We start from the raw sequence: 19,663 nt of genomic DNA, 5'->3' as shown, positions 1-19,663 counted from the left end.
AGAGGCTGCTAGCATCGGACAGACATCGAATCCAGGCTACATCAAGGTTGCCCATGCTCGAGCCCACAGCACTGCCACGGAAAGCAACGCTGGCCCCGCCACTGGACACGCGGTATCACGTCGAAACGCCCGAAGGCATCGACTTGCCACTGCGCCCGGCCGGGTTGATGGTACGTGCGCTGGCGTTCGCCATCGATCTGGGCCTGCGTGGGTTGGTCCTGGGCCTGCTGTTTATTGTGTTGGCGTTTCTGGGAAAACTCGGCGCAGGGCTGGGCTCGATCCTGCTGTTCGTGGTGAGTTGGTGGTACATGGTGCTGTTCGAGGTGCTCAATCAGGGCCGCTCGCCGGGCAAGCAATGGATGGGGTTGCGCGTGGTGCAGGACGATGGCACGCCGATCGGCTGGTCCGCGTCCTTGCTGCGCAACCTGCTGCGATTTGTCGACATGCTGCCGTTCGGTTATTTCCTCGGGGCGATCAGTTGCCTGCAACATCCCATCTTCAAGCGCCTCGGCGACCTGGCCGCTGGCACGCTGGTGATCTACCGCGAACAACCACTCACCCGCCCCCAACTGCCTGATGTCCCGCCGCGGCGCGCAGCCTTCGCACTGACGCTGTCCGAGCAACGCGCCATCCTCGGGTTTGCCGAACGCCAGGGTGAACTCTCCGGGGCGCGGGCCAATGAGCTGGCCTCGATACTCGCGCAACCGTTGCAGGTATCGAAGCCACAGGCGGTGGCCGAACTCAACGGCATCGCCCGCGGACTGTTGGGGCCCACATGAAGCAAAGCCTGTTCGAAAGTCGCCACAGCGCCGAATGGGAGCAGTTTGCACTCATGCTTGAACGGCTGGAACGAAGCAAGAACGCCTCAGGAGTCGCCAGTTTCCCCAGCGATTATCGACGGCTCTGCCAACACCTGGCCCTGGCTCAGGAGCGCGGTTACAGCAGTTTCCTGATCGACTCATTGCAGCAACAGGTGCTGCGCGGGCATCAACAGCTTTATCGGCATCGCAGTCGGCTGGGTGCCAACGTGTTGAGTTTCATCCTCGCCGACTTCCCGCGACTGGTGCGTGAACAGTGGCGTTTCGTGCTTGCCGCCGGCCTGATGTTTTTTGGCAGCCTGATCGGCTTCGCGTTGCTGGTGTATCTGTTCCCGGAGCTGGTCTACAACCTGATCCCGGCCGAGCAGGTCAGTGAGATGCAAAGCATGTACGACCCTGTCGCCGGTCATTTGGGACGTTCGGCCGAACGGGCGGCCAGTGAAAACTGGGTGATGTTCGGTTACTACATCATGCACAACATCGGTATCGCCTTTCAGACCTTCGCCAGCGGTTTGCTGTTTGGCCTGGGCAGCGCGTTTTTCCTGTTCTACAACGGGTTGATGATCGGTGCGGTGGCCGGGCACCTGACGCACATCGGCTATGGGCAAACCTTTTGGTCATTCGTGATCGGCCACGGCGCCTTCGAACTGAGCGCCATTGCCCTGGCCGGTGCCGCAGGCCTGCAACTGGGCTGGGCCTTGATTGCGCCTGGACGCTTGCCCCGCGCCGAAGCCCTGCAGCTGGCTGCGCGCAAGAGCGTGTTGCTGATTTGCGGGGTCATGCTGTTTCTGCTGATTGCAGCGTTTATAGAAGCCTATTGGTCGTCGCGGACCGGGCTCACGCCGCTGACCAAATACCTGGTCGGCGCGGCGCTCTGGTTGTTGGTCGCGACTTATCTGCTGTTCGCCGGACGGACTCGCCATGCGTCTGAGTGATGCCAGTGTGGTGATCCGCCCGCGCACAACCTGGGAAGCCATGGACCTGGGAGTGCTGCTGAGTCAGCGTCATCGACGCCTGTTGATGACCAGTTGGGCCATCGTGACCTTGCCGACCTTCGCCCTGCTCACCTTGCTGCTGTGGGATTCGCCCTCCCTTGTCGTATTCCTGTTCTGGTGGCTCAAACCGGCGTTCGATCGGCTGCCGCTGTACATCCTGTCCAAAGCCATGTTCGGCGAAACGCCCACGCTGAAACAGGCCCTGCACCAATGGCCGCGCCTGCTCATGCCGCAATTGCTGGCCAGCCTGACCTGGCGTCGCTTGAGCCTGAGCCGCAGTTTTCTGATGCCGGTGGTGCAACTCGAAGGTCTGGCGGGGGAAGAACGCCAACAACGTTTGCGCGTGTTGCTGCAACGCAACGCGGGCGCCGCCCAGTGGCTGACGATCATCGGCGTGCATCTGGAAACCGCGCTGTGGATCGGTTTGATGGTGCTGTTCTATATGTTCTTGCCGCAACAGATCGAACTCGACTGGGGCTGGCAGACCTTGATTACCGCCGCCACCCAAGACTGGCGCTGGCTGGAACACCTGACCAATACCTTTTACGTTCTGGTGCTGATTGTCTGGGAACCGATCTATGTGGCCTGCGGTTTCAGCCTTTATCTGAACCGGCGCACGCGGCTGGAGGCCTGGGATATCGAGCTGGTCTTTCGCCGAATGCGCCAACGCTTGAGCAACGCAGTCGTCACAATGCTGCTGGCCGCGATCCTGCTGGTGCCGACGGTGCAAAGCGTCTGGGCCTCCGAACCGGTTATCTCACCGGACAGTCCGCGTCTGCTGGACCAACCACTGACCAGCCAGGCCTCCCGGGACAGCATCAAGGCCATCCTCGAACAACCACCGTTCAAGAACAAGGAAACGGTCACGCGCTACCGTTTTGGCGAAGACAAACCCGCTTCCGAGACTGCGGACGATGATCAAACACCGGCATGGCTGAAGGCGCTGTTCGGCTTGCTGGACAGCCAACGCTTTGGCGTATTGGCCAGCCTGATCGAAGTGTTGCTATGGGGCACGGTGATCGGCGCCATTGGGCTGTCAATCTGGCGTTACCGCGACTGGCTGCGGGCCTTTGTCAGCCTGCGACCAACGTCAAATCGCAACGTCGCGCAGCCATTACCGCAGCAGGCGTTCGGCCTGGACCTCAACCGCGAAACCCTGCCCGCCGACATCGCAGCCAGCGCCGAAAAACTCTGGCAGAGCAATCCTCGTGAAGCCCTCGGGTTGCTCTATCGCGCCCTGCTCAGCTACTTGCTGCACGACTTCAACATGGCGCTCAAACCCGCCGACACCGAAGGCGAAGTGCTTCAGCGCGTTGAACAACTGCAACAACCTGCCTTGTTGGCCTTCAGTAAAAACCTCACCGGTCACTGGCAAAACATGGCCTATGGGCATCGCCTGCCACCGGCGCATTTGCAACAAGAACTCTGTGACGGCTGGCGCACGTTGTTCGGCCCGGGAGCGGTCCGTTGAACCGGCGTTTGTGGCTTTCGGTCGGTGTGTTCATCGCCCTGCTGGTGGGCGCGCTGAGTGTTTATCTGTACCTGAAAGCCACACCCTATCCAGCAGAAATCGATCACGGCCCATCCCCCGAGGCCCAAGCCAACCCCTATCTGGCGGCCGAGCATTTTCTGCGCAAACAGGCCCTGACCGTCAGCCATGCCAACAGCCTCGACATCTTGCCGACTCTCGAGCCTCATCAGCGCAGTTTGTTGTTGCTCGGCGATCGGTCGAACATGTCCCCACGACAGGTGAATCAGGTGTTGAACTGGACCCGGGCCGGTGGACGTCTTTTATTCGTCGCCGAAGCCCTGTGGGATGAAAAGACCGGTCAGAGCAATGACCTGCTGCTCGATCGGGTGCAGCTGCACCAGTCCCTGAGCAAAGACCTCAAGGAACCGCCACCCGATCTCAACGACGACCCCTACCCCAAACTGACCAAGCTCTATTTGGAAAATGAAGAGGCGCCGGCCTACGTCAGCTTCGATACAGCGTTCCACCTCGATGACCCGAAAAACCTCGCCCAGGCCTGGGCCAACAGCGGCAAGGCCACGCACATGATGCAACTGACTCACGGGCTCGGTTCGATCACCGTAGTCACCGACGCCGACCTCTGGAAAACCCCGGCCATCGACCAGTACGACAACGCCTGGCTGCTGTGGTACCTGACGGCCGACACAGACGTGACCCTGCTGTTCAATACCGATCACGACAGCTTGCTGACCTTGCTGTGGCGCTACTTTCCACAAGCCTTGGTGGCCCTGATCGCCTTGATCGTTTTCGGGTTCTGGCATGTTGGCGTGCGTAACGGCCCGTTGCTGGAGCCGGCCACGAGAGCCCGCCGCCAGCTTCAGGAACACCTGCGTGCCAGCGCCGATTTCATGCTCCGTCACAATGGTCAGCACGGCCTGTTGCAAGCCTTGCAACAAGACATCCTGCGTCGTGTCCGTCACCGTCATCCCGGTTTTGAACAACTTGTCGTTGCCGAACAATGGCTGGTGCTCGCACGCCTGACTGGCCAACCCACACGCGCCATCAGCCAGGCCATGAGCCCGCGACCGAAGCAGCGGCTGTCCAGTGCTGAATTCAGCCGTCAGGTCGCCCACCTGCAAACCTTGAGGAACGCCTTATGAGTGAACAGTTCGAGCCCGGCACACAGCCCCACGCCTCTCAGCAGCGCCAGCGCGCCAGCCAGTTGGCCCAAGCGATACGGACGGAATTGCAGAAAGCCGTGATCGGCCAGAACAGCGTGATCGACGATGTGCTTACCGCCCTGATCGCTGGCGGCCATGTGCTGCTCGAAGGCGTGCCGGGGTTGGGCAAGACGTTGTTGGTGCGCGCCCTCGCTCGCTGCTTCGGCGGTGAATTCGCACGCATCCAGTTCACTCCGGACCTGATGCCCAGCGATGTCACCGGGCACGCGGTGTATGACCTGCAAACCGAGCAATTCAAACTGCGCAAAGGCCCATTGTTCACCAACCTGCTGCTCGCCGATGAGATCAACCGCGCCCCGGCGAAAACCCAGGCAGCGCTGCTCGAAGCCATGCAGGAACGCCAAGTCACCCTTGAAGGCCGTGCCCTGCCCATCGCGCAACCGTTCATGGTGCTCGCCACACAAAACCCCATTGAACAGGAAGGCACTTACCCGTTGCCGGAAGCCGAACTCGACCGTTTCATGCTCAAGGTGCGCATGGACTACCCCGATGCCGAGCAGGAGTTGAATATGGTGCGCCAGGTCAGCCGCTCGACCCGGGCCGACATGCTTGATGTGCAACCGTTGCGCTGCGTGTTGCAAGCCAAGGATGTGCTGGCCTTGCAGCGCATTGCCAGTGATCTGCCGCTGGACGATCAGGTGCTTGATTACGCCGTGCGCCTGGCCCGCACCACCCGCATCTGGCCAGGGTTGACCCTCGGTGCCGGGCCACGCGCCTCCATTGCATTGGTACGTTGCGCCCGCGCCCGGGCCTTGTTGCGCGGGGGTGGGTTTGTGATTCCCGATGACATCAAAGGCTGCGCGCTGGCCGTTCTGCGTCACCGTGTGCGAATTGCCCCGGAGCTGGACATTGAAGGGCTGGAAGTCGATCAGGTGCTCAAGCAACTGCTCGATCAAGTCCCGGCGCCGCGCCTGTGAAGACGGTCATGCAGACCAACCCTGTGGCGAGGGAGCTTGCTCCCGCTCGGCTGCGTAGCAGTCGCAATACAGGTAGGCGCGTTTTACCTGACACTCTGTGTCGGCTGGTTTTAGGGCTGCTTCGCACCCCAGCGGGAGCAAGCTCCCTCGCCACAAAAAACGCTCTTGCCACAAAAGGTGTGCGCCGATGAAACCCTCGCGCCTGCTGCTGATCTGGCTCGCCATGCTGTTGGCCATCGGCATCGTGCTGGGCGCATTGCGGGCACTGGACATCGAGGTTCCATCGAGCCTTTTGTCAATCAACTGGGGATTGCTGCTAGCGCTGCTGGCCTTGGCGATACTCGACGCCATCCGCCTCAAACGCCTGCCCTCGCCCCGCGTACAGCGGCAAATGCCCGGCAGCCTGGCGCTCGGTCGATGGAGTGAAGTGCGACTGGAGGTCGAGCACGATTGTGCTCAACCACTGAACGTACACATCTTCGACCATGTGCCGCACGGCCTGGACTTCGAACACCTTCCATTGTCCGTCGAACTGCAACCCGGCCAGCAAAGCCTGATCGGCTATCGGTTGCGCCCGCTAAAGCGCGGGCACTTCACCTTCGAACACTGCGAATTCCACCTGCCAAGCCCCATGGGCCTGTGGTGCGACAAACGCCTGCTGCACAGAGTTGATCACACCCGCGTCTACCCTGACTTCGCCCGTCTTCACAGCGGACAACTGCTGGCGGTGGACAACTGGCTGAGCCAGCTCGGCGTACGCCAGCGTCAACGTCGCGGCCAGGGGCAGGAATTCCATCAATTGCGCGAATTTCGCGAAGGCGACAGCCTGCGCCAGATCGACTGGAAAGCCACCGCCCGCCATCGTACCCCCATCGCTCGGGAGTACGGAGACGAGCGCGACCAGCAGATCATTTTCCTGCTCGACTGCGGCCGACGCATGCGCAGCCAGGACGGCGAACTGTCCCACTTCGATCATGCATTGAACGCCTGCCTGCTGCTCGCCTACACCGCGTTACGTCAAGGCGATGCCGTCGGCCTGAGCACCTTCGCCAGCGACCAGCCCCGCTACCTCGCCCCGACCAAAGGCAGCGGCCAGCTCAATGTACTGCTCAACACCGTCTACGACCTGGACAGCAGCCAACGTCCCGCTGACTACCAGTCCATTGCCAACCAATTACTCGCCCGACAAAAGCGCCGGGCGCTGGTGGTGCTGGTGACCAACCTGCGGGATGAGGACGATGAAGAACTGCTCACCGCCGTCAAGCATTTAGGCCAACAGCACCGCGTGCTAGTGGCGAGTCTGTGCGAAGAGAGGCTCGACAGTCTGCGGCATGGGCAGGTGCAGACCTTGACGGACGCACTGGCCTATTGTGGGGCGGTGGAATATTTGAATGCACGGGACGAACTCCATGAGCGATTGTGCGCCAATGGAATACTAGTGCTGAATGTCCGGCCTCAACAGTTGGGTGCGCAGCTACTGACACAATATCTGCATTGGAAAAAAGCAGGCGCAATGTGACAGCACGCAGGATTGCGAGCGGGTGATTAAGCCGACATAACAGCAACCTGTAGGAGCCAGGCTTGCCGTAATGCCAGTCAGTTAAGGTGCGATACCTGTGGGAGCGGGCTTGCTCGCGAAAGCGGTGTGTCAGGCGACATCAATGTTGACTATGCCGCCGTCTTCGCGAGCAAGCCCGCTCCCACATGGATTGCGCTTAACTGACTGGCATTAAGGCTTGCCGGCGAAGGGGGGTTCGAAAGCGCCTTCGCCAGCAAGCTTGGCTCCTACAAAAAAATCGGTGTGTTCAGGCAGAGGCCGGCAATGGCTGAAAACTGAAGTACTGCTTCAGTGCCTCGACCAATTGCCCATACTCCGGCGGTGCCCGTTGCAGGCTGAAGCCGGCGTCATAGTGGTGGGGGGTTGCGTCCTCGTGACACCACAGACAAGAGGCGTTGAGGTCGATCACCTGCTGACAATTGCCATCCATGGGGATTTTCAGGCGCAGGTCAAAATCGGCGCCCACCATCATCGGCAACTGGCTGATCAGCATCAACCCGTCCTCGGACAGATTGCCCAGAAAGCCAATGGGCTTGTCGGTGACGCTGTTGAACACTTTGAGAAAATACGGCAGTTGATGCCGCTCGATCCGGCGGTCAGTGAACATGCTGATTTCGCTACGCAAGGCCCTTAAGCAGGGCCGCACCAATGCTTCGGAACGGGCCTGATTTTGCTCTTATAAAAAAGCCTGGCGCGCTCTCCCCGATCCTGGTGCGACAGTCCATCCATCCGCTGCCGCTTATTGCTGCCGATCACAGGTGTTACGCCGGTTTAGAAACAAGGTTCTAAAACCGGTTTATTCGACTATAGCTCACCGCCGCCAGTGAGCCAGACATTCAGTGACAACGGCTATCAGAACTGCGTCGGGCGTACCACCACCGCCGCGCTGCGGGTCGGGTAATGCCCCAGGCTCTGCAAGGTTTCCAGGCGGGCACGGGCGCGGTAGGCGTATTCGCTCAGCGGGTACGAGGCGATGATGAACTGGTAAGTCTGGACCGCGTCGATGAACATTTTCTGCCGTTCCAGGCACTGGCCGCGCATCATCGAGACTTCCGGCCACACATAAGGCCGCGCGCGACTGGCGCGCTCGACCTTGGACAGTTCGAGCATCACCTGCTCGCAGTTGCCGCGCTCATAGGCGCTGTAGGCGTTATTCAAATGGTGGTCCATCGACCAACGGGTGCAGCCCACAACACTGAGGGCAAGGATGGCAATGAGCACGAATCGCATGGGGGATCTCCTGTCTTGCGCTCTGTATCGACCCGGGATGAAAAATCTTCAGCCCAAAAGGCGCCGGTGTGGCGACGAAGATGCCCTGTAGGAGTACCGCTTGCTGGCAATGGCGTATTTGAGATCGCCATCGCCAGCAAGCTGTGCTCCTGCAAAGTTTTCAGGAATGTTCATTTCGAAAAAGAAACAAATAAGTAGTGCAAACGAACAATGACTACACCCACGGACCATAGTAGCCTCTGCTAGCGCTTGAACTCAGGAGTCTTTGCATGTCCGTCCGTCGTACCAAAATCGTCGCTACCCTTGGCCCGGCCAGTAACTCGCCGGAAGTTCTCGAACAGTTGATTCTGGCTGGCCTGGACGTCGCCCGTCTGAACTTTTCCCACGGCACCCCCGACGAGCACAAGGCTCGCGCGAAGCTGGTGCGTGACCTCGCTGCCAAGCACGGCCGCTTCGTCGCCCTGCTGGGTGACCTGCAAGGCCCGAAAATTCGTATCGCCAAATTCGCCAACAAGAAGATCGAGCTGAAGATCGGTGATCAATTCACCTTCTCTACCAGCCATCCGTTGACCGAAGGCAACCAGCAAGTGGTCGGCATCGACTACCCGGACCTGGTGAAAGACTGCGGCGTGGGCGACGAGCTGTTGCTCGACGACGGCCGCGTGGTAATGCGCGTCGATACCGCCACCGCCACCGAGTTGCACTGCACCGTGACCATCGGCGGCCCGCTGTCGGACCACAAAGGCATCAACCGTCGCGGTGGCGGCCTGACCGCACCGGCCCTGACCGAGAAAGACAAGGCCGACATCAAGCTCGCTGCCGAAATGGAAGTCGACTACCTCGCGGTGTCCTTCCCACGTGACGCCGCCGACATGGAATACGCCCGTCAACTGCGCGACGAAGCCGGCGGTACTGCCTGGTTGGTGGCGAAGATCGAACGCGCTGAAGCCGTAGCCGACGACGAAACCCTCGACGGCCTGATCAAAGCCTCCGACGCGGTGATGGTTGCCCGCGGTGACTTGGGTGTGGAAATCGGCGACGCCGAGCTGGTGGGCATACAGAAGAAAATCATTCTGCACGCACGCCGCCACAACAAAGCTGTGATCGTCGCGACCCAGATGATGGAGTCGATGATCCAGAACCCGATGCCAACCCGCGCCGAAGTCTCCGACGTAGCCAACGCCGTGCTCGACTACACCGACGCCGTCATGCTCTCGGCCGAAAGTGCCGCTGGTTTGTACCCGCTGGAAGCCGTGCAAGCCATGGCGCGCATCTGCATCGGCGCTGAAAAGCACCCGACCAGCAAGACCTCCAGCCACCGCATCGGCAAGGTCTTCGAAAGCTGCGACCAGAGCATCGCACTGGCAGCCATGTACACCGCTAACCACTTCCCGGGCGTGAAGGCGATCATCGCGTTGACCGAAAGTGGCTACACGCCGTTGATCATGTCGCGCATCCGTTCCTCGGTGCCGATCTACGCGTTCTCCCCGCACCGCGAAACCCAGGCCCGCGCGTCCATGTTCCGTGGCGTCTACACCGTTCCGTTCGACCCGGCGTCGCTGCCACCTGAGCAGGTCAGCCAGGCCGCGATCGACGAGTTGCTTAAATTGGGCGTTGTGGAGAAAGGCGACTGGGTCATCCTGACCAAGGGCGACAGCTACCACACCACCGGTGGCACCAACGGGATGAAAATCCTGCACGTTGGCGACCCGATGGTCTGAGTATCGCTTACTGGAAATCGGCAAAGGGACGGCCTTCTACAGTCCGCGCCCAGCACCTGCCACGTTACGAGAACAATCCCGCATAGTTCATGAGAAGCCTCGCAATTAATATTGCGAGGCTTTTTTCTTTTAGAGGGCGGATGCGTCCTTTTCGCGGCCTATACCTGACAGATCTGACAGTAGACGCCCATTCAGCACACTCATGGCGTCTCCCGGGCGTCACGGACCCCGCCTATATCTTCTGTTTCCTGGACCCGATGCAGCAATAACACCACCACAAAGGCAACTTTTTACTCGCACACGGGGCAGCTATCACCGGCGGAAAAGTGTCGAAAATCCGCAAATACCTTCGGGCAAGCGCAGCCGCAGGGTGAACACCTGTCAACTCTGTCAGTAGATATTTTATCCGTATGGTTCTACTTATAACGCGTTGGTGCGTTTGCTTGAGTCAACAACCCACCCTGAATCCGTTACGAAAGGAATTCGTCATGTCTACCCAAAAAAACTCTCCGTTAGAATCATCATTTACAGAAAGACTGCTGGATCCGGCGTTCGGTGAAGGCGGCAAGACTGTGCTGAAATTCCCTGGCCCAAACACTCGGGCGACAGGCCAGTGCATTGTCCAGGCCCCCAATCACTCTCATCTCTATGTAGGTGGGCATGTCCTTACTCCCCCTGAAGGGAGCACGGAGTTCGGCGTAGTGCGCCTGAAAGACGATGGCGATCCAGACAAAACCTTCGGCGTTGACGGTTTCGTCAGAGTAGGGTTTGAAGGAACCGCACATCTTCGCCAGATTCATTTTGTAGAGGTGGAGTCAGTAACCAAAATTCTGCTGACGGGTGTAAATAACGACAACGGCGCCGAGAACGGCACCCTGTACCTGGCGCGTCTCAACGAAAACGGAACACTGGATACCAGCTTTGGCGACGGCGGCAAACTTTCGGTGCGCGTCGGGCTGGAGCCAAAGGCTTCCAGCGTAACAGGAAGCACACCGAAAACCGACGCTCTGGAAGTCAACATTTTCGGCGCTGGTAGCAACGTATCGGTGAGCCGGGTGGTCGAGGGAAAAATCTATCTTTGCACCCGCGCCTTAAGCGCAGACGGCACTACTAAAGGTGCCGTATTGGTCCGGCTGAACCTCGATGGCACATTCGATACCAGTTTCAACGGTAACGGTGTCGTGGTGATCCTTCCGCAAGGCCCCGTTGTCAGCGCCATTCGCGATGTAGTGGTTGATGTTAAAAAAGGAAAAATCACCCTTTGCGGCGTCGCTAATGACGTTATGGCGGGAAAAGGCATGCTGGCTCGCCTGAATATGGACGGAACCTTTGATACCGACTTCGGTGATAAGGGAATTGTCCAGCTAGACGAGGTGCACATGGCACTTGAAGGGCTCACCCAACTTTCGGACGGTCGCATGGTAGCCTCCGGATGGGGCGTCGACCCCACTCCGCGTCAAGGCGTATTAGCCTGTTTCAACGACACCGGCAAACTGGATACCGGCTTCAATGAAGGTAAATTGCTGCTTCAACACTTTGATCAAACATCTAGCGTGATGTTTTTTGGCATAGCCAGTACGGCGAACGGGTTGGCAACGGGTGGCCGGTTTATTACTTCCGCTGGTGATCCACATTTCGTGGCGGCGCATTACTTGCGTGATGGCAAACCGGATGAAACGTTCAATGGAACACCGAACGGTGGCCCAGGCTGGGCAACGACAAAGTTCGAGGGAGCATACGCCGTGGCGAATAACATGGCCCAGCAGCAAGATGGTAAAACGCTTGTGATTGGCGGCTCCGGTTTATCTGTTGGTTCAAGCAACGCGATCCTGATTGCGCGTTTCTCTTAACCGACGTAAGCGGAGAGAGTTGAATATCAGGCGCAAAAAAGCCTCGCCATGCAAGGGCGGGGCTTTGGCTTTTCAATGCCTGTTGATAAACCCCGACAATGCTGCAATCGCTTCCGGCGAACGCAGTCGTTGGGTGAACTGTACGGCCTCCTCTTCAAAGACCTTACGCAGAAGTTCCTGGTCCTGCGCTTTCATCAATTGCTTGCTGATGCGCACGGCTTCCGGCAGCGATTCGAAACGCAACGCCATCTCCCGCGCCTTGGCTGCTTCGCCACTGGCCAATTCAAACTGGATGGCATCGGGCATAGCGAGTCTCGCGTCGTTAAACGATCAGCACTCAACCGTGGGGCACAAACACATCCGCCAGCAGTTGATTGCGCGGCAAACCGGCCAGGTACAGGCGCCGGGCAAAGGCGTCGACGCTGTCGGGGGCTCCGCAGACTAAGGCCAGGGTTTGTCGGGAAACAAGGCGCAGTTGCGCCAAAGCCGCAGGCAACTCGGCCGCCGTCCACAGCTCGACATTAAGGTTTTCACGGCCATCGGCCATGGCCTGCAGGGGTTTGGCCAGATAATGCTCATCGGCATCATGGGCCAGGTGAATGACACGGATGGCGCCCTGGTGATCCTGACGCAACGCTTCGCGCAAAATACCGAACAACGGCCCCAGACCAGTGCCCGCCGCCAGCAACCACAGCGGTCGGGTGTGCCAGTCCGGGTCGTAATGCAGTGCTCCGCCGCGCAACTCGCCGAGGCGGATTGGGTCGCCGATTTTCAAGCGGCGTGCCGCATCACTGAATTCCCCCGGTTGGCGGCAATCGAGGTGGAACTCCAGAAAGCGGTCTTCTTCCGGCAGACTGGCCAGGGAATACGGTCGCGCCACCTGCCCCGCCCACAACACCAGATGCTGCCCCGCCTGATAGCGCAACGGTCGCTCGCTCGTCAGACGCAAACGCAAGACGCTGGGGCTCAGCCAATCGCTGGCGGCCACCTGAGCGCCAAGACCATCACGCAGCGGATCAAAGGTTTCGACTTGTAGATCATCGACCACCTGGCACTGACAGGCCAGCCGCCAACCCTGCTGACGCTGCTCATTGTTCAAGGCATCGGGACGGATGTCGCTGGGCAAACCCTCGACACACTTGACCAGGCACGCGTGGCAACTCCCGGCGCGGCAGCTATAGGGCACCGACACGCCGTTCTGATTCAAGGCATCGAGCAGATTGCTGCCCGCCGCCACTGTCCATTGGCGTTCGCCGACCCGTAACTCAGGCATCGACATTCTCCCAGGCCGCCGCGCAACGGTTACGGCCATCACGCTTGGCGCGATACAGCGCCTGATCGGCGCGGTGCAAGGCGTCATCCAGATCGTCGCCCAGTTCCAGCAAGGTCATGCCCGCCGACAGGCTGAGGTTGCTCACATTCAGACCGACCAATTCGACATCCATGAAGGCCATGCGCAATCGCTCGCAACACGCCGTCACGCGCTCGGCGTCGCAATCGGGCAACAGCACCACGAACTCTTCACCGCCATAGCGGGCCAGAATATCGCCATCGCGCAGGCACGCGGTGGCCACCCCGGCAAACGCTTGCAGCACCTGATCGCCGGCGGCATGGCCATGAACATCGTTGATGCGTTTGAAATGATCGAGGTCGATCAACGCCAGGCCATGTACCACACCGACTTCCATGGCGTGCAACTCGCGGGAGGCCAGGCGCAGGAAATGTCGGCGGTTGAACAGCCCGGTGAGTTCGTCGGTCGCCACCAGGCCTTCGAGCTGGCGCATCATGCCGCGCAGGGTGTCCTGATGCGCCTGCAAGGCGAACCGCCGCTGACGCATACGCTGGCGCGACATCTGGACGTAACGGGCGTAAAGCATCAGCCACACGAGCACCACAAACAGCACGCACACCTGCAACAGCGCCAGCGTCGGGTTGGGCAGCTGAAAGTGGTAGCCCGACCACAGCGTGATGGCGCTGAAACTGAAAAACACAAAGAGTGCACACCGCAGGAAAGCCGTGCGCGAAAGATGAAACAGCCCGAACAACAGAATCAGCAGGTAAAACACCAAAAACGCGCCGCGAGCCTCGTCCAGATGGGCGATCAGCCAGGTTTGCCAACCCAGCCCCAGCAGTATTTGCACTTCGGTCAGGCTAGGGTCGGAAAAACGCAGGTTAGCGCCGCTGTAAAACACCGCGAACAACACCGCCTGGCTGAGCACCACCAACACGCTGCCGATCAACATGCCGGCGGCTGAGTCGTTGTAATGGCCAGTGTAAAACGCCACCCACAGCAGCAGTAAAACCAGAACATAGGTGCCGGCTGCAAGGGCAAAGCGTTTAAGCAAAAGCCGCTGGATGGCGTTATGGGTCAATCGTTGATTCACCGTGGGAAAGGAGGCTGTCAGAGTGTCCTACTCTACAGGCCGGATGCCACTTTAGTGGCGAGTCTGATAAATGACCATTCAATTTTCGGGGCAGAAAACTGGCGTCAAAGCCATGACCCGAGTTCGGGATAACCTGTGGCGAGGGAGCTTGCTCCCGCTGGGCTGCGAAGCGGCCCTCTGCCTTCTTTCAGTTAACTGCGATAAATCTATTACGACTGCTTCGCAGCCGAACGGGAGCAAGCTCTTATAGAACAAAATTTATCTCATTGATTTTAAAGATAAATTTATTTGCCGATTTATCGGCATGTTCTCTGCGCGACAGCGCAGCCTCATCGCAGGCTGGGCGGACTCCCTCGCCACAACGGCCTTTCATATGTGGGCGGTATGCGACCAACGTTTGACTGTCAACGGATGTGCCCGCCATCGAGGCGCGGTATACTGCCGCGCCTTTTTAGCGTCGCGCCAGCATGCCCGGCGTGCCTTGAAAGGTGCTTGCAACCGACCGATGCACCCAAGCTGCAAGCACCTTATTGAATGTTCCCGTCTTTTAGAGGAGCGCGACTCATGACCGTGATCAAGCAAGACGACCTGATTCAGAGCGTTGCCGACGCCCTGCAATTCATTTCTTACTACCACCCCGTGGATTTCATCCAGGCGATGCACGAGGCCTACCTGCGTGAAGAATCGCCGGCAGCCCGCGATTCCATGGCGCAGATCCTGATCAACTCGCGCATGTGCGCCACCGGCCACCGCCCCATCTGCCAGGACACCGGTATCGTTACCGTGTTCGTGCGCGTGGGCATGGACGTACGTTGGGATGGCGCCACCATGGGCCTGGACGACATGATCAACGAAGGCGTACGCCGGGCTTACAACCTGCCGGAAAACGTCCTGCGTGCCTCGATCCTCGCCGACCCGGCGGGCGCTCGCAAAAACACCAAAGACAACACCCCGGCGGTTATCCACTACTCCATCGTTCCGGGTAACACCGTGGAAGTGGACGTGGCGGCCAAGGGCGGCGGTTCCGAGAACAAGTCGAAAATGGCCATGCTCAACCCGTCCGACTCGATCGTCGACTGGGTGCTCAAGACCGTTCCGACCATGGGCGCCGGCTGGTGCCCACCGGGCATGCTCGGCATCGGCATCGGCGGTACCGCCGAGAAAGCCGCCGTCATGGCCAAGGAAGTGTTGATGGAATCCATCGACATTCACGAGCTGAAGAAGCGCGGCCCGTCCAACCGTATCGAAGAGATGCGTCTGGAGCTGTTCGAGAAGGTCAACCAACTGGGCATCGGCGCCCAGGGCCTGGGTGGCCTGACCACCGTGCTCGACGTGAAGATCATGGATTACCCGACCCACGCCGCTTCGTTGCCGGTGTGCATGATCCCGAACTGCGCCGCCACCCGTCACGCGCACTTCGTGCTCGACGGTTCCGGCCCGGCCTCGCTGGAAGCGCCACCGCTGGACGCCTACCCGGAAATCGTCTGGGAAGCCGGTCCATCGGCCCGTCGCGTCAACCTCGATACCCTGACGCCTGAAGAAGTGCAGAGCTGGAAGCCGGGCGAAACCGTCCTGCTCAACGGCAAAATGCTCACCGGTCGCGACGCTGCGCACAAGCGCATGGTCGAGATGCTGAACAAGGGTGAAACCCTGCCGGTGGATCTGAAAGGTCGCTTCATCTATTACGTCGGCCCGGTCGATCCGGTGCGCGAAGAAGTGGTTGGCCCGGCGGGCCCGACCACTGCGACGCGGATGGACAAGTTCACCCGTCAGATCCTCGAGCAAACCGGTCTGTTGGGCATGATCGGTAAATCCGAGCGCGGCCCGACCGCGATCGAAGCGATCAAGGACCACAAAGCCGTTTACCTGATGGCTGTCGGCGGCGCGGCTTACCTGGTGGCGCAAGCCATCAAGAAGTCCCGCGTGGTGGCTTTCGCCGAACTGGGCATGGAAGCGATCTACGAGTTCGACGTCAAAGACATGCCTGTGACCGTTGCGGTCGATAGCAAGGGTGAGTCGGTACACATCACCGGTCCTGCGATCTGGCAGCAAAAGATCAGTGAAAGCCTGGCGGTGGAAGTGCAGTAAGCACCTCCCTCACTGCCGAAAAGGCCGGGCCGTCTCCCCAGACGACCCGGCTTTTTTTTGGATAACGATTTAATTCTTCGATCCAGGCAGCCACTTCGACTTTTTGGAAAAAGCGCTGGCGTCTGAACACGTCATGCCGGGACGAAGAATGCGCGGCCCCATGGTATGGTGCCTGCCCATCCTTCAACCTGTTTCCTACAGCATGCTGCCGACTTCCCGTACCCTGCGCCTGTCGTTGTACTCCTTGCTGATCATCGCCGGTGCGGTGCTCGCCGCCACCCTGGCCATTCGTCACACCGAACGCCAAGCGTTGGTGGAAGATGCCGCGCGGGCCAATCAGCAATTGGCGCTGTACGCCAACTCGCTGCACACCCTGATCGACCGCTACCGCGCCCTGCCCGCCGTGTTGGCGCTGGACCCGGAACTGCGCGCCGCGCTAAACGGTGAAGTGAGCCCCGAAGAACAGCTTGCGTTGAATCGCAAACTGGAAAAAATCAACGGCGCCGCGCACTCCTCTACCCTGGAACTGCTCGACCGCACCGGCCTGGCCGTGGCCGCCAGCAACTGGCGTTTGCCCAGCAGTTACGTCGGCCACAACTACGGTTTTCGCCCCTACTTCAGGCAGACCCGCACCCAAGGCACTGGGCGCTTTTATGCGGTGGGGGTAACCAGCGGCATTCCCGGTTACTTCCTGTCCAGCGCGGTGACCAGCGACAGTGGCGAGTTTCTGGGTGCCATGGTGGTGAAACTCGAGTTCCCGGAACTGGAGCGCGAATGGCGCCAGGGCAGCGACACCTTGCTGGTCAGCGATGCGCGGGGGATTATCTTCATCGCCAACCAGCCAGGCTGGCGTTATCGCCAATTGAAGCCGCTGAGTGACAGCGACCGCGCCGAGCTCAAAACCACCCGCCAATACGACAAACAGCCGCTGACCCTTCTTGACTATCAATCGGTGCAGCGCTTCGATGACAACAGTGATCTGAAGCGGGTCAATGGCCCGGACGGGCCGGCGGATTACCTCTGGGAATCGCTGCCACTGGCCGCTGAAGACTGGACCTTGCACTTGCTGCGTCGCCCGCAGGTCCCATTAGAAGACCGCCGCAACGCCGGGCTCGCCGCCGCCGGGGTGTGGCTGGCAGTGGTGTTTTTGCTGCTGTTCCTCAACCAGCGTTGGCGTCTGGCCAAGTTGCGCCAGCGCAGTCGCGAAGAACTCGAGCGACTGGTGGAAGAACGCACCCGGGATTTGCGCACTGCTCAGGACGGGCTGGTGCAATCGGCCAAGCTCGCTGCCCTCGGTCAGATGTCTGCCGCGCTGGCCCATGAAATCAATCAGCCGCTGACCGCCCAGCGCATGCAGCTTGCTACTCTGAGGCTGCTGCTCGATCACGGCCGTGTCGAGGATGCCTACAAGGCACTGAAACCGGTGGACGACATGCTCACGCGCATGGCCGCCCTCACCGGCCACCTGAAAACCTTCGCGCGCAAAAGCCCCAGCGGTTTGCGCGAACGGCTGGACCTGGCGGCAGTGGTCGATCAATCCTTGCAGTTGCTCGATGCGCGCCTGCGTGACGAGCACATCAGCACCGTGCTCCATCTGACCCGCCCGGCCTGGGTGCGTGGCGATGCGATTCGTCTGGAACAGGTGCTGATCAACCTGCTGCGCAATGCCCTGGATGCAATGCACGACAAACCCTGCAAGCGTCTGGAAATTCGCCTCGAAGCCGATGAACAATTGTGGCGCCTGACCGTCGCCGATAACGGTGGCGGCATTGCCGACGAGAACCTGGGGAAGGTGTTCGATCCATTCTTCACCACCAAACCGGTGGGCGATGGCCTGGGCCTCGGGCTGGCCGTCTCGTTCGCTATCGCTCACGAAGCGGGCGGACGCCTGAGTGCCGATAATGGTGAAAACGGCGCGGTGTTCACCCTGACGTTACCCATTGATCTTGAGGTGCCTGGCTGATGCTCAATTCGGTGATGGTGGTCGATGACGAAAGCAGCATCCGCAGCGCCGTCGAACAGTGGCTGAGCCTGTCGGGGTTCGAGGTGCAGCTGTTCAGTCGCGCCGATGAGTGCCTGGCGCAACTGCCGAAGCATTTCCCCGGGGTGATTCTCAGCGACGTGCGCATGCCCGGCATGACGGGGCTGGAGCTGCTGGCCGAAGTCCAGCGCCGCGATGCCGACTTGCCGGTGATCCTGCTGACCGGTCACGGCGATGTGCCAATGGCCGTCGAAGCGATGCGCGACGGCGCTTATGATTTCCTCGAAAAACCTTTCAGTCCGGAAACCCTGCTGAGCAGTCTGCGTCGCGCTTTGGACAAGCGCCGGCTGGTGCTGGAAAACCGTGCCCTGCACGAGCAGGCGGATAATCGCGCCAAACTCGATGCCACCCTGCTGGGGGTTTCCCGTGGTTTGCAGACATTGCGTCGGCAGGTACTGGACTTGGCGACGTTGCCGGTCAATGTGCTGATCCGGGGCGAAACCGGTAGCGGCAAGGAATTGGTTGCCCGTTGCCTGCACGACTTCGGTCCCCGCACCGACAAGCCCTTTGTGGCGCTGAACTGCGCGGCGATTCCCGAGCAGTTGTTCGAGGCCGAACTGTTCGGTCATGAGAGCGGCGCGTTCACGGGCGCCCAGGGTAAACGCATCGGCAAGCTCGAATACGCCGACGGCGGCACGCTGTTTCTCGATGAAATCGAAAGCATGCCGTTGGCCCAGCAGGTGAAATTATTGCGGGTATTGCAGGAACAGAAGCTTGAGCGATTGGGCTCCAATCAGAGCATCCACGTAGACTTGCGGATCATTGCCGCGACCAAACCCGACTTGCTGGATGAAGCGCGGGCCGGACGTTTTCGCGAAGACTTGGCCTATCGATTGAACGTCGCCGAGTTGCGTCTGCCGCCGTTGCGCGATCGGCGTGAAGACATTCCACTGCTGTTCGAGTTCTTCGCGCAGAGTGCCGCCGAGCGTTTGGGGCGCACCTTTGCGCCCTTGAGCGGGCCGCAACTGAGCCATCTGTTGAGCCACGACTGGCCGGGCAATGTGCGCGAACTGGCGAACGTCGCTGAGCGGCAAGTGCTGGGCCTGGGCGAACCGGAGCCGGTGGGGATCGAGCCCGGCCAGTCACTGGCGGCACAGCAGGAAGCTTTCGAAGCGCATTGCTTGCGCGCGGCATTGACCCGGCATAAAGGTGATGTGAAAGCGGTGCTTGAAGAACTGCAACTGCCGCGTCGTACCTTTAATGAAAAGATGCAGCGGCATGGGTTGACGCGCGAGATGTTCGTTTTAGGCAGTTGAACTTGTAGTGCCTGGACTGGCCCCTTCGCGGGGGACTGTCATAAATTTTGTGTTCGGGCATAACATGTTGAAGAGGTGCATGTATGCCAACCA

15 protein-coding genes and 1 pseudogene are annotated in these 19,663 nt (G+C 59.9%); 11 read left to right on the top strand and 5 right to left on the bottom strand.

Annotation, left to right across the window (positions count from 1 at the left end):
* Positions 1–53 precede the first annotated feature (53 nt).
* The 6 genes from IC37_RS26785 (at position 54) to IC37_RS26760 (ending at position 6,961) form a co-directional block, all read left to right on the top strand.
* The gene (locus IC37_RS26785; RefSeq protein ID WP_030129411.1) at positions 54–779 is read left to right on the top strand and encodes an RDD family protein; all 726 of its coding nucleotides are present in this window, start codon (positions 54–56) and stop codon (positions 777–779) included.
* Positions 776–1,753 carry a stage II sporulation protein M gene (locus IC37_RS26780; protein WP_030129410.1) on the top strand — a complete coding sequence of 326 codons (978 nt, stop codon included), beginning with the start codon at positions 776–778 and terminating at the stop codon, positions 1,751–1,753. Before IC37_RS26785 ends, IC37_RS26780 begins: the two co-directional genes overlap by 4 nt.
* The gene (locus IC37_RS26775) at positions 1,740–3,284 is read left to right on the top strand and encodes a DUF4129 domain-containing protein (RefSeq protein ID WP_030129409.1); all 1,545 of its coding nucleotides are present in this window, start codon (positions 1,740–1,742) and stop codon (positions 3,282–3,284) included. The genes IC37_RS26780 and IC37_RS26775 overlap by 14 nt, the downstream gene beginning before the upstream one ends.
* A complete protein-coding gene (locus IC37_RS26770) occupies positions 3,281–4,444 on the top strand; it encodes a DUF4350 domain-containing protein (protein WP_030129408.1) in 1,164 nt (387 codons plus the stop codon). Before IC37_RS26775 ends, IC37_RS26770 begins: the two co-directional genes overlap by 4 nt.
* Entirely contained in the window at positions 4,441–5,442 is a 1,002-nt protein-coding gene (locus tag IC37_RS26765; RefSeq protein ID WP_030129407.1) for a MoxR family ATPase, read from the top strand. Before IC37_RS26770 ends, IC37_RS26765 begins: the two co-directional genes overlap by 4 nt.
* A 187-nt stretch (positions 5,443–5,629) precedes the next feature.
* Positions 5,630–6,961 (top strand): DUF58 domain-containing protein, encoded by a 1,332-nt coding sequence (locus tag IC37_RS26760; RefSeq protein ID WP_030129406.1) that lies wholly within the window; start codon positions 5,630–5,632, stop codon positions 6,959–6,961.
* Positions 6,962–7,247: 286 nt separating this feature from the next.
* Here IC37_RS26760 and IC37_RS26755 read toward each other — a convergent pair whose 3' ends face one another.
* Both IC37_RS26755 and IC37_RS26750 read right to left on the bottom strand, forming a co-directional pair.
* Positions 7,248–7,607 carry a PilZ domain-containing protein gene (locus IC37_RS26755; RefSeq protein ID WP_030129405.1) on the bottom strand — a complete coding sequence of 120 codons (360 nt, stop codon included), beginning with the start codon at positions 7,605–7,607 and terminating at the stop codon, positions 7,248–7,250.
* Between the two features lie 245 nt (positions 7,608–7,852).
* Positions 7,853–8,230 carry a tol-pal system YbgF family protein gene (locus tag IC37_RS26750; RefSeq protein ID WP_030129404.1) on the bottom strand — a complete coding sequence of 126 codons (378 nt, stop codon included), beginning with the start codon at positions 8,228–8,230 and terminating at the stop codon, positions 7,853–7,855.
* Between the two features lie 269 nt (positions 8,231–8,499).
* On the opposite strand from IC37_RS26750, the gene pyk reads away from it, so the two are divergent.
* Positions 8,500–9,951: a pyruvate kinase gene (gene pyk / locus IC37_RS26745; protein ID WP_030129403.1), complete on the top strand. Its 1,452-nt coding sequence runs from the start codon at positions 8,500–8,502 to the stop codon at positions 9,949–9,951.
* A 488-nt stretch (positions 9,952–10,439) separates the two neighbouring features.
* Entirely contained in the window at positions 10,440–11,801 is a 1,362-nt protein-coding gene (locus IC37_RS26740) for a hypothetical protein (protein ID WP_158225673.1), read from the top strand.
* Between the two features lie 72 nt (positions 11,802–11,873).
* Here IC37_RS26740 and IC37_RS26735 read toward each other — a convergent pair.
* The 3 genes and pseudogenes from IC37_RS26735 to IC37_RS26725 all read right to left on the bottom strand — a co-directional run.
* Positions 11,874–12,083, bottom strand: a pseudogene (locus IC37_RS26735) (enoyl-CoA hydratase); the annotation flags it as partial.
* Between the two features lie 55 nt (positions 12,084–12,138).
* The gene (locus tag IC37_RS26730) at positions 12,139–13,074 is read right to left on the bottom strand and encodes an iron-sulfur-binding ferredoxin reductase (RefSeq protein WP_030129399.1); all 936 of its coding nucleotides are present in this window, start codon (positions 13,072–13,074) and stop codon (positions 12,139–12,141) included.
* Complete coding sequence (locus IC37_RS26725; RefSeq protein ID WP_030129398.1) at positions 13,067–14,173, bottom strand: diguanylate cyclase; 1,107 nt, start codon at positions 14,171–14,173, stop codon at positions 13,067–13,069. The genes IC37_RS26730 and IC37_RS26725 overlap by 8 nt, the downstream gene beginning before the upstream one ends.
* A gap of 576 nt (positions 14,174–14,749) precedes the next feature.
* Between IC37_RS26725 and IC37_RS26720 the strand changes: the two genes are divergently transcribed.
* From IC37_RS26720 to IC37_RS26710, 3 genes are all read left to right on the top strand, one after another.
* Positions 14,750–16,273 (top strand): fumarate hydratase, encoded by a 1,524-nt coding sequence (locus IC37_RS26720; RefSeq protein WP_007898341.1) that lies wholly within the window; start codon positions 14,750–14,752, stop codon positions 16,271–16,273.
* A gap of 202 nt (positions 16,274–16,475) precedes the next feature.
* Positions 16,476–18,236 carry an ATP-binding protein gene (locus IC37_RS26715; protein WP_030129397.1) on the top strand — a complete coding sequence of 587 codons (1,761 nt, stop codon included), beginning with the start codon at positions 16,476–16,478 and terminating at the stop codon, positions 18,234–18,236.
* On the top strand, positions 18,236–19,570 hold the full coding sequence (locus IC37_RS26710) for a sigma-54 dependent transcriptional regulator (protein ID WP_030129396.1): 1,335 nt from the start codon (positions 18,236–18,238) through the stop codon (positions 19,568–19,570). Before IC37_RS26715 ends, IC37_RS26710 begins: the two co-directional genes overlap by 1 nt.
* Positions 19,571–19,663 lie beyond the last annotated feature (93 nt).

The sequence above is a fragment of the Pseudomonas sp. QTF5 genome, assembly GCF_000512695.2.
Classification (GTDB): Bacteria; Pseudomonadota; Gammaproteobacteria; order Pseudomonadales; family Pseudomonadaceae; genus Aquipseudomonas.
Note: the sequence above shows the minus strand (reverse complement) of the source record. Positions and strands in the feature narration are given on the sequence as shown.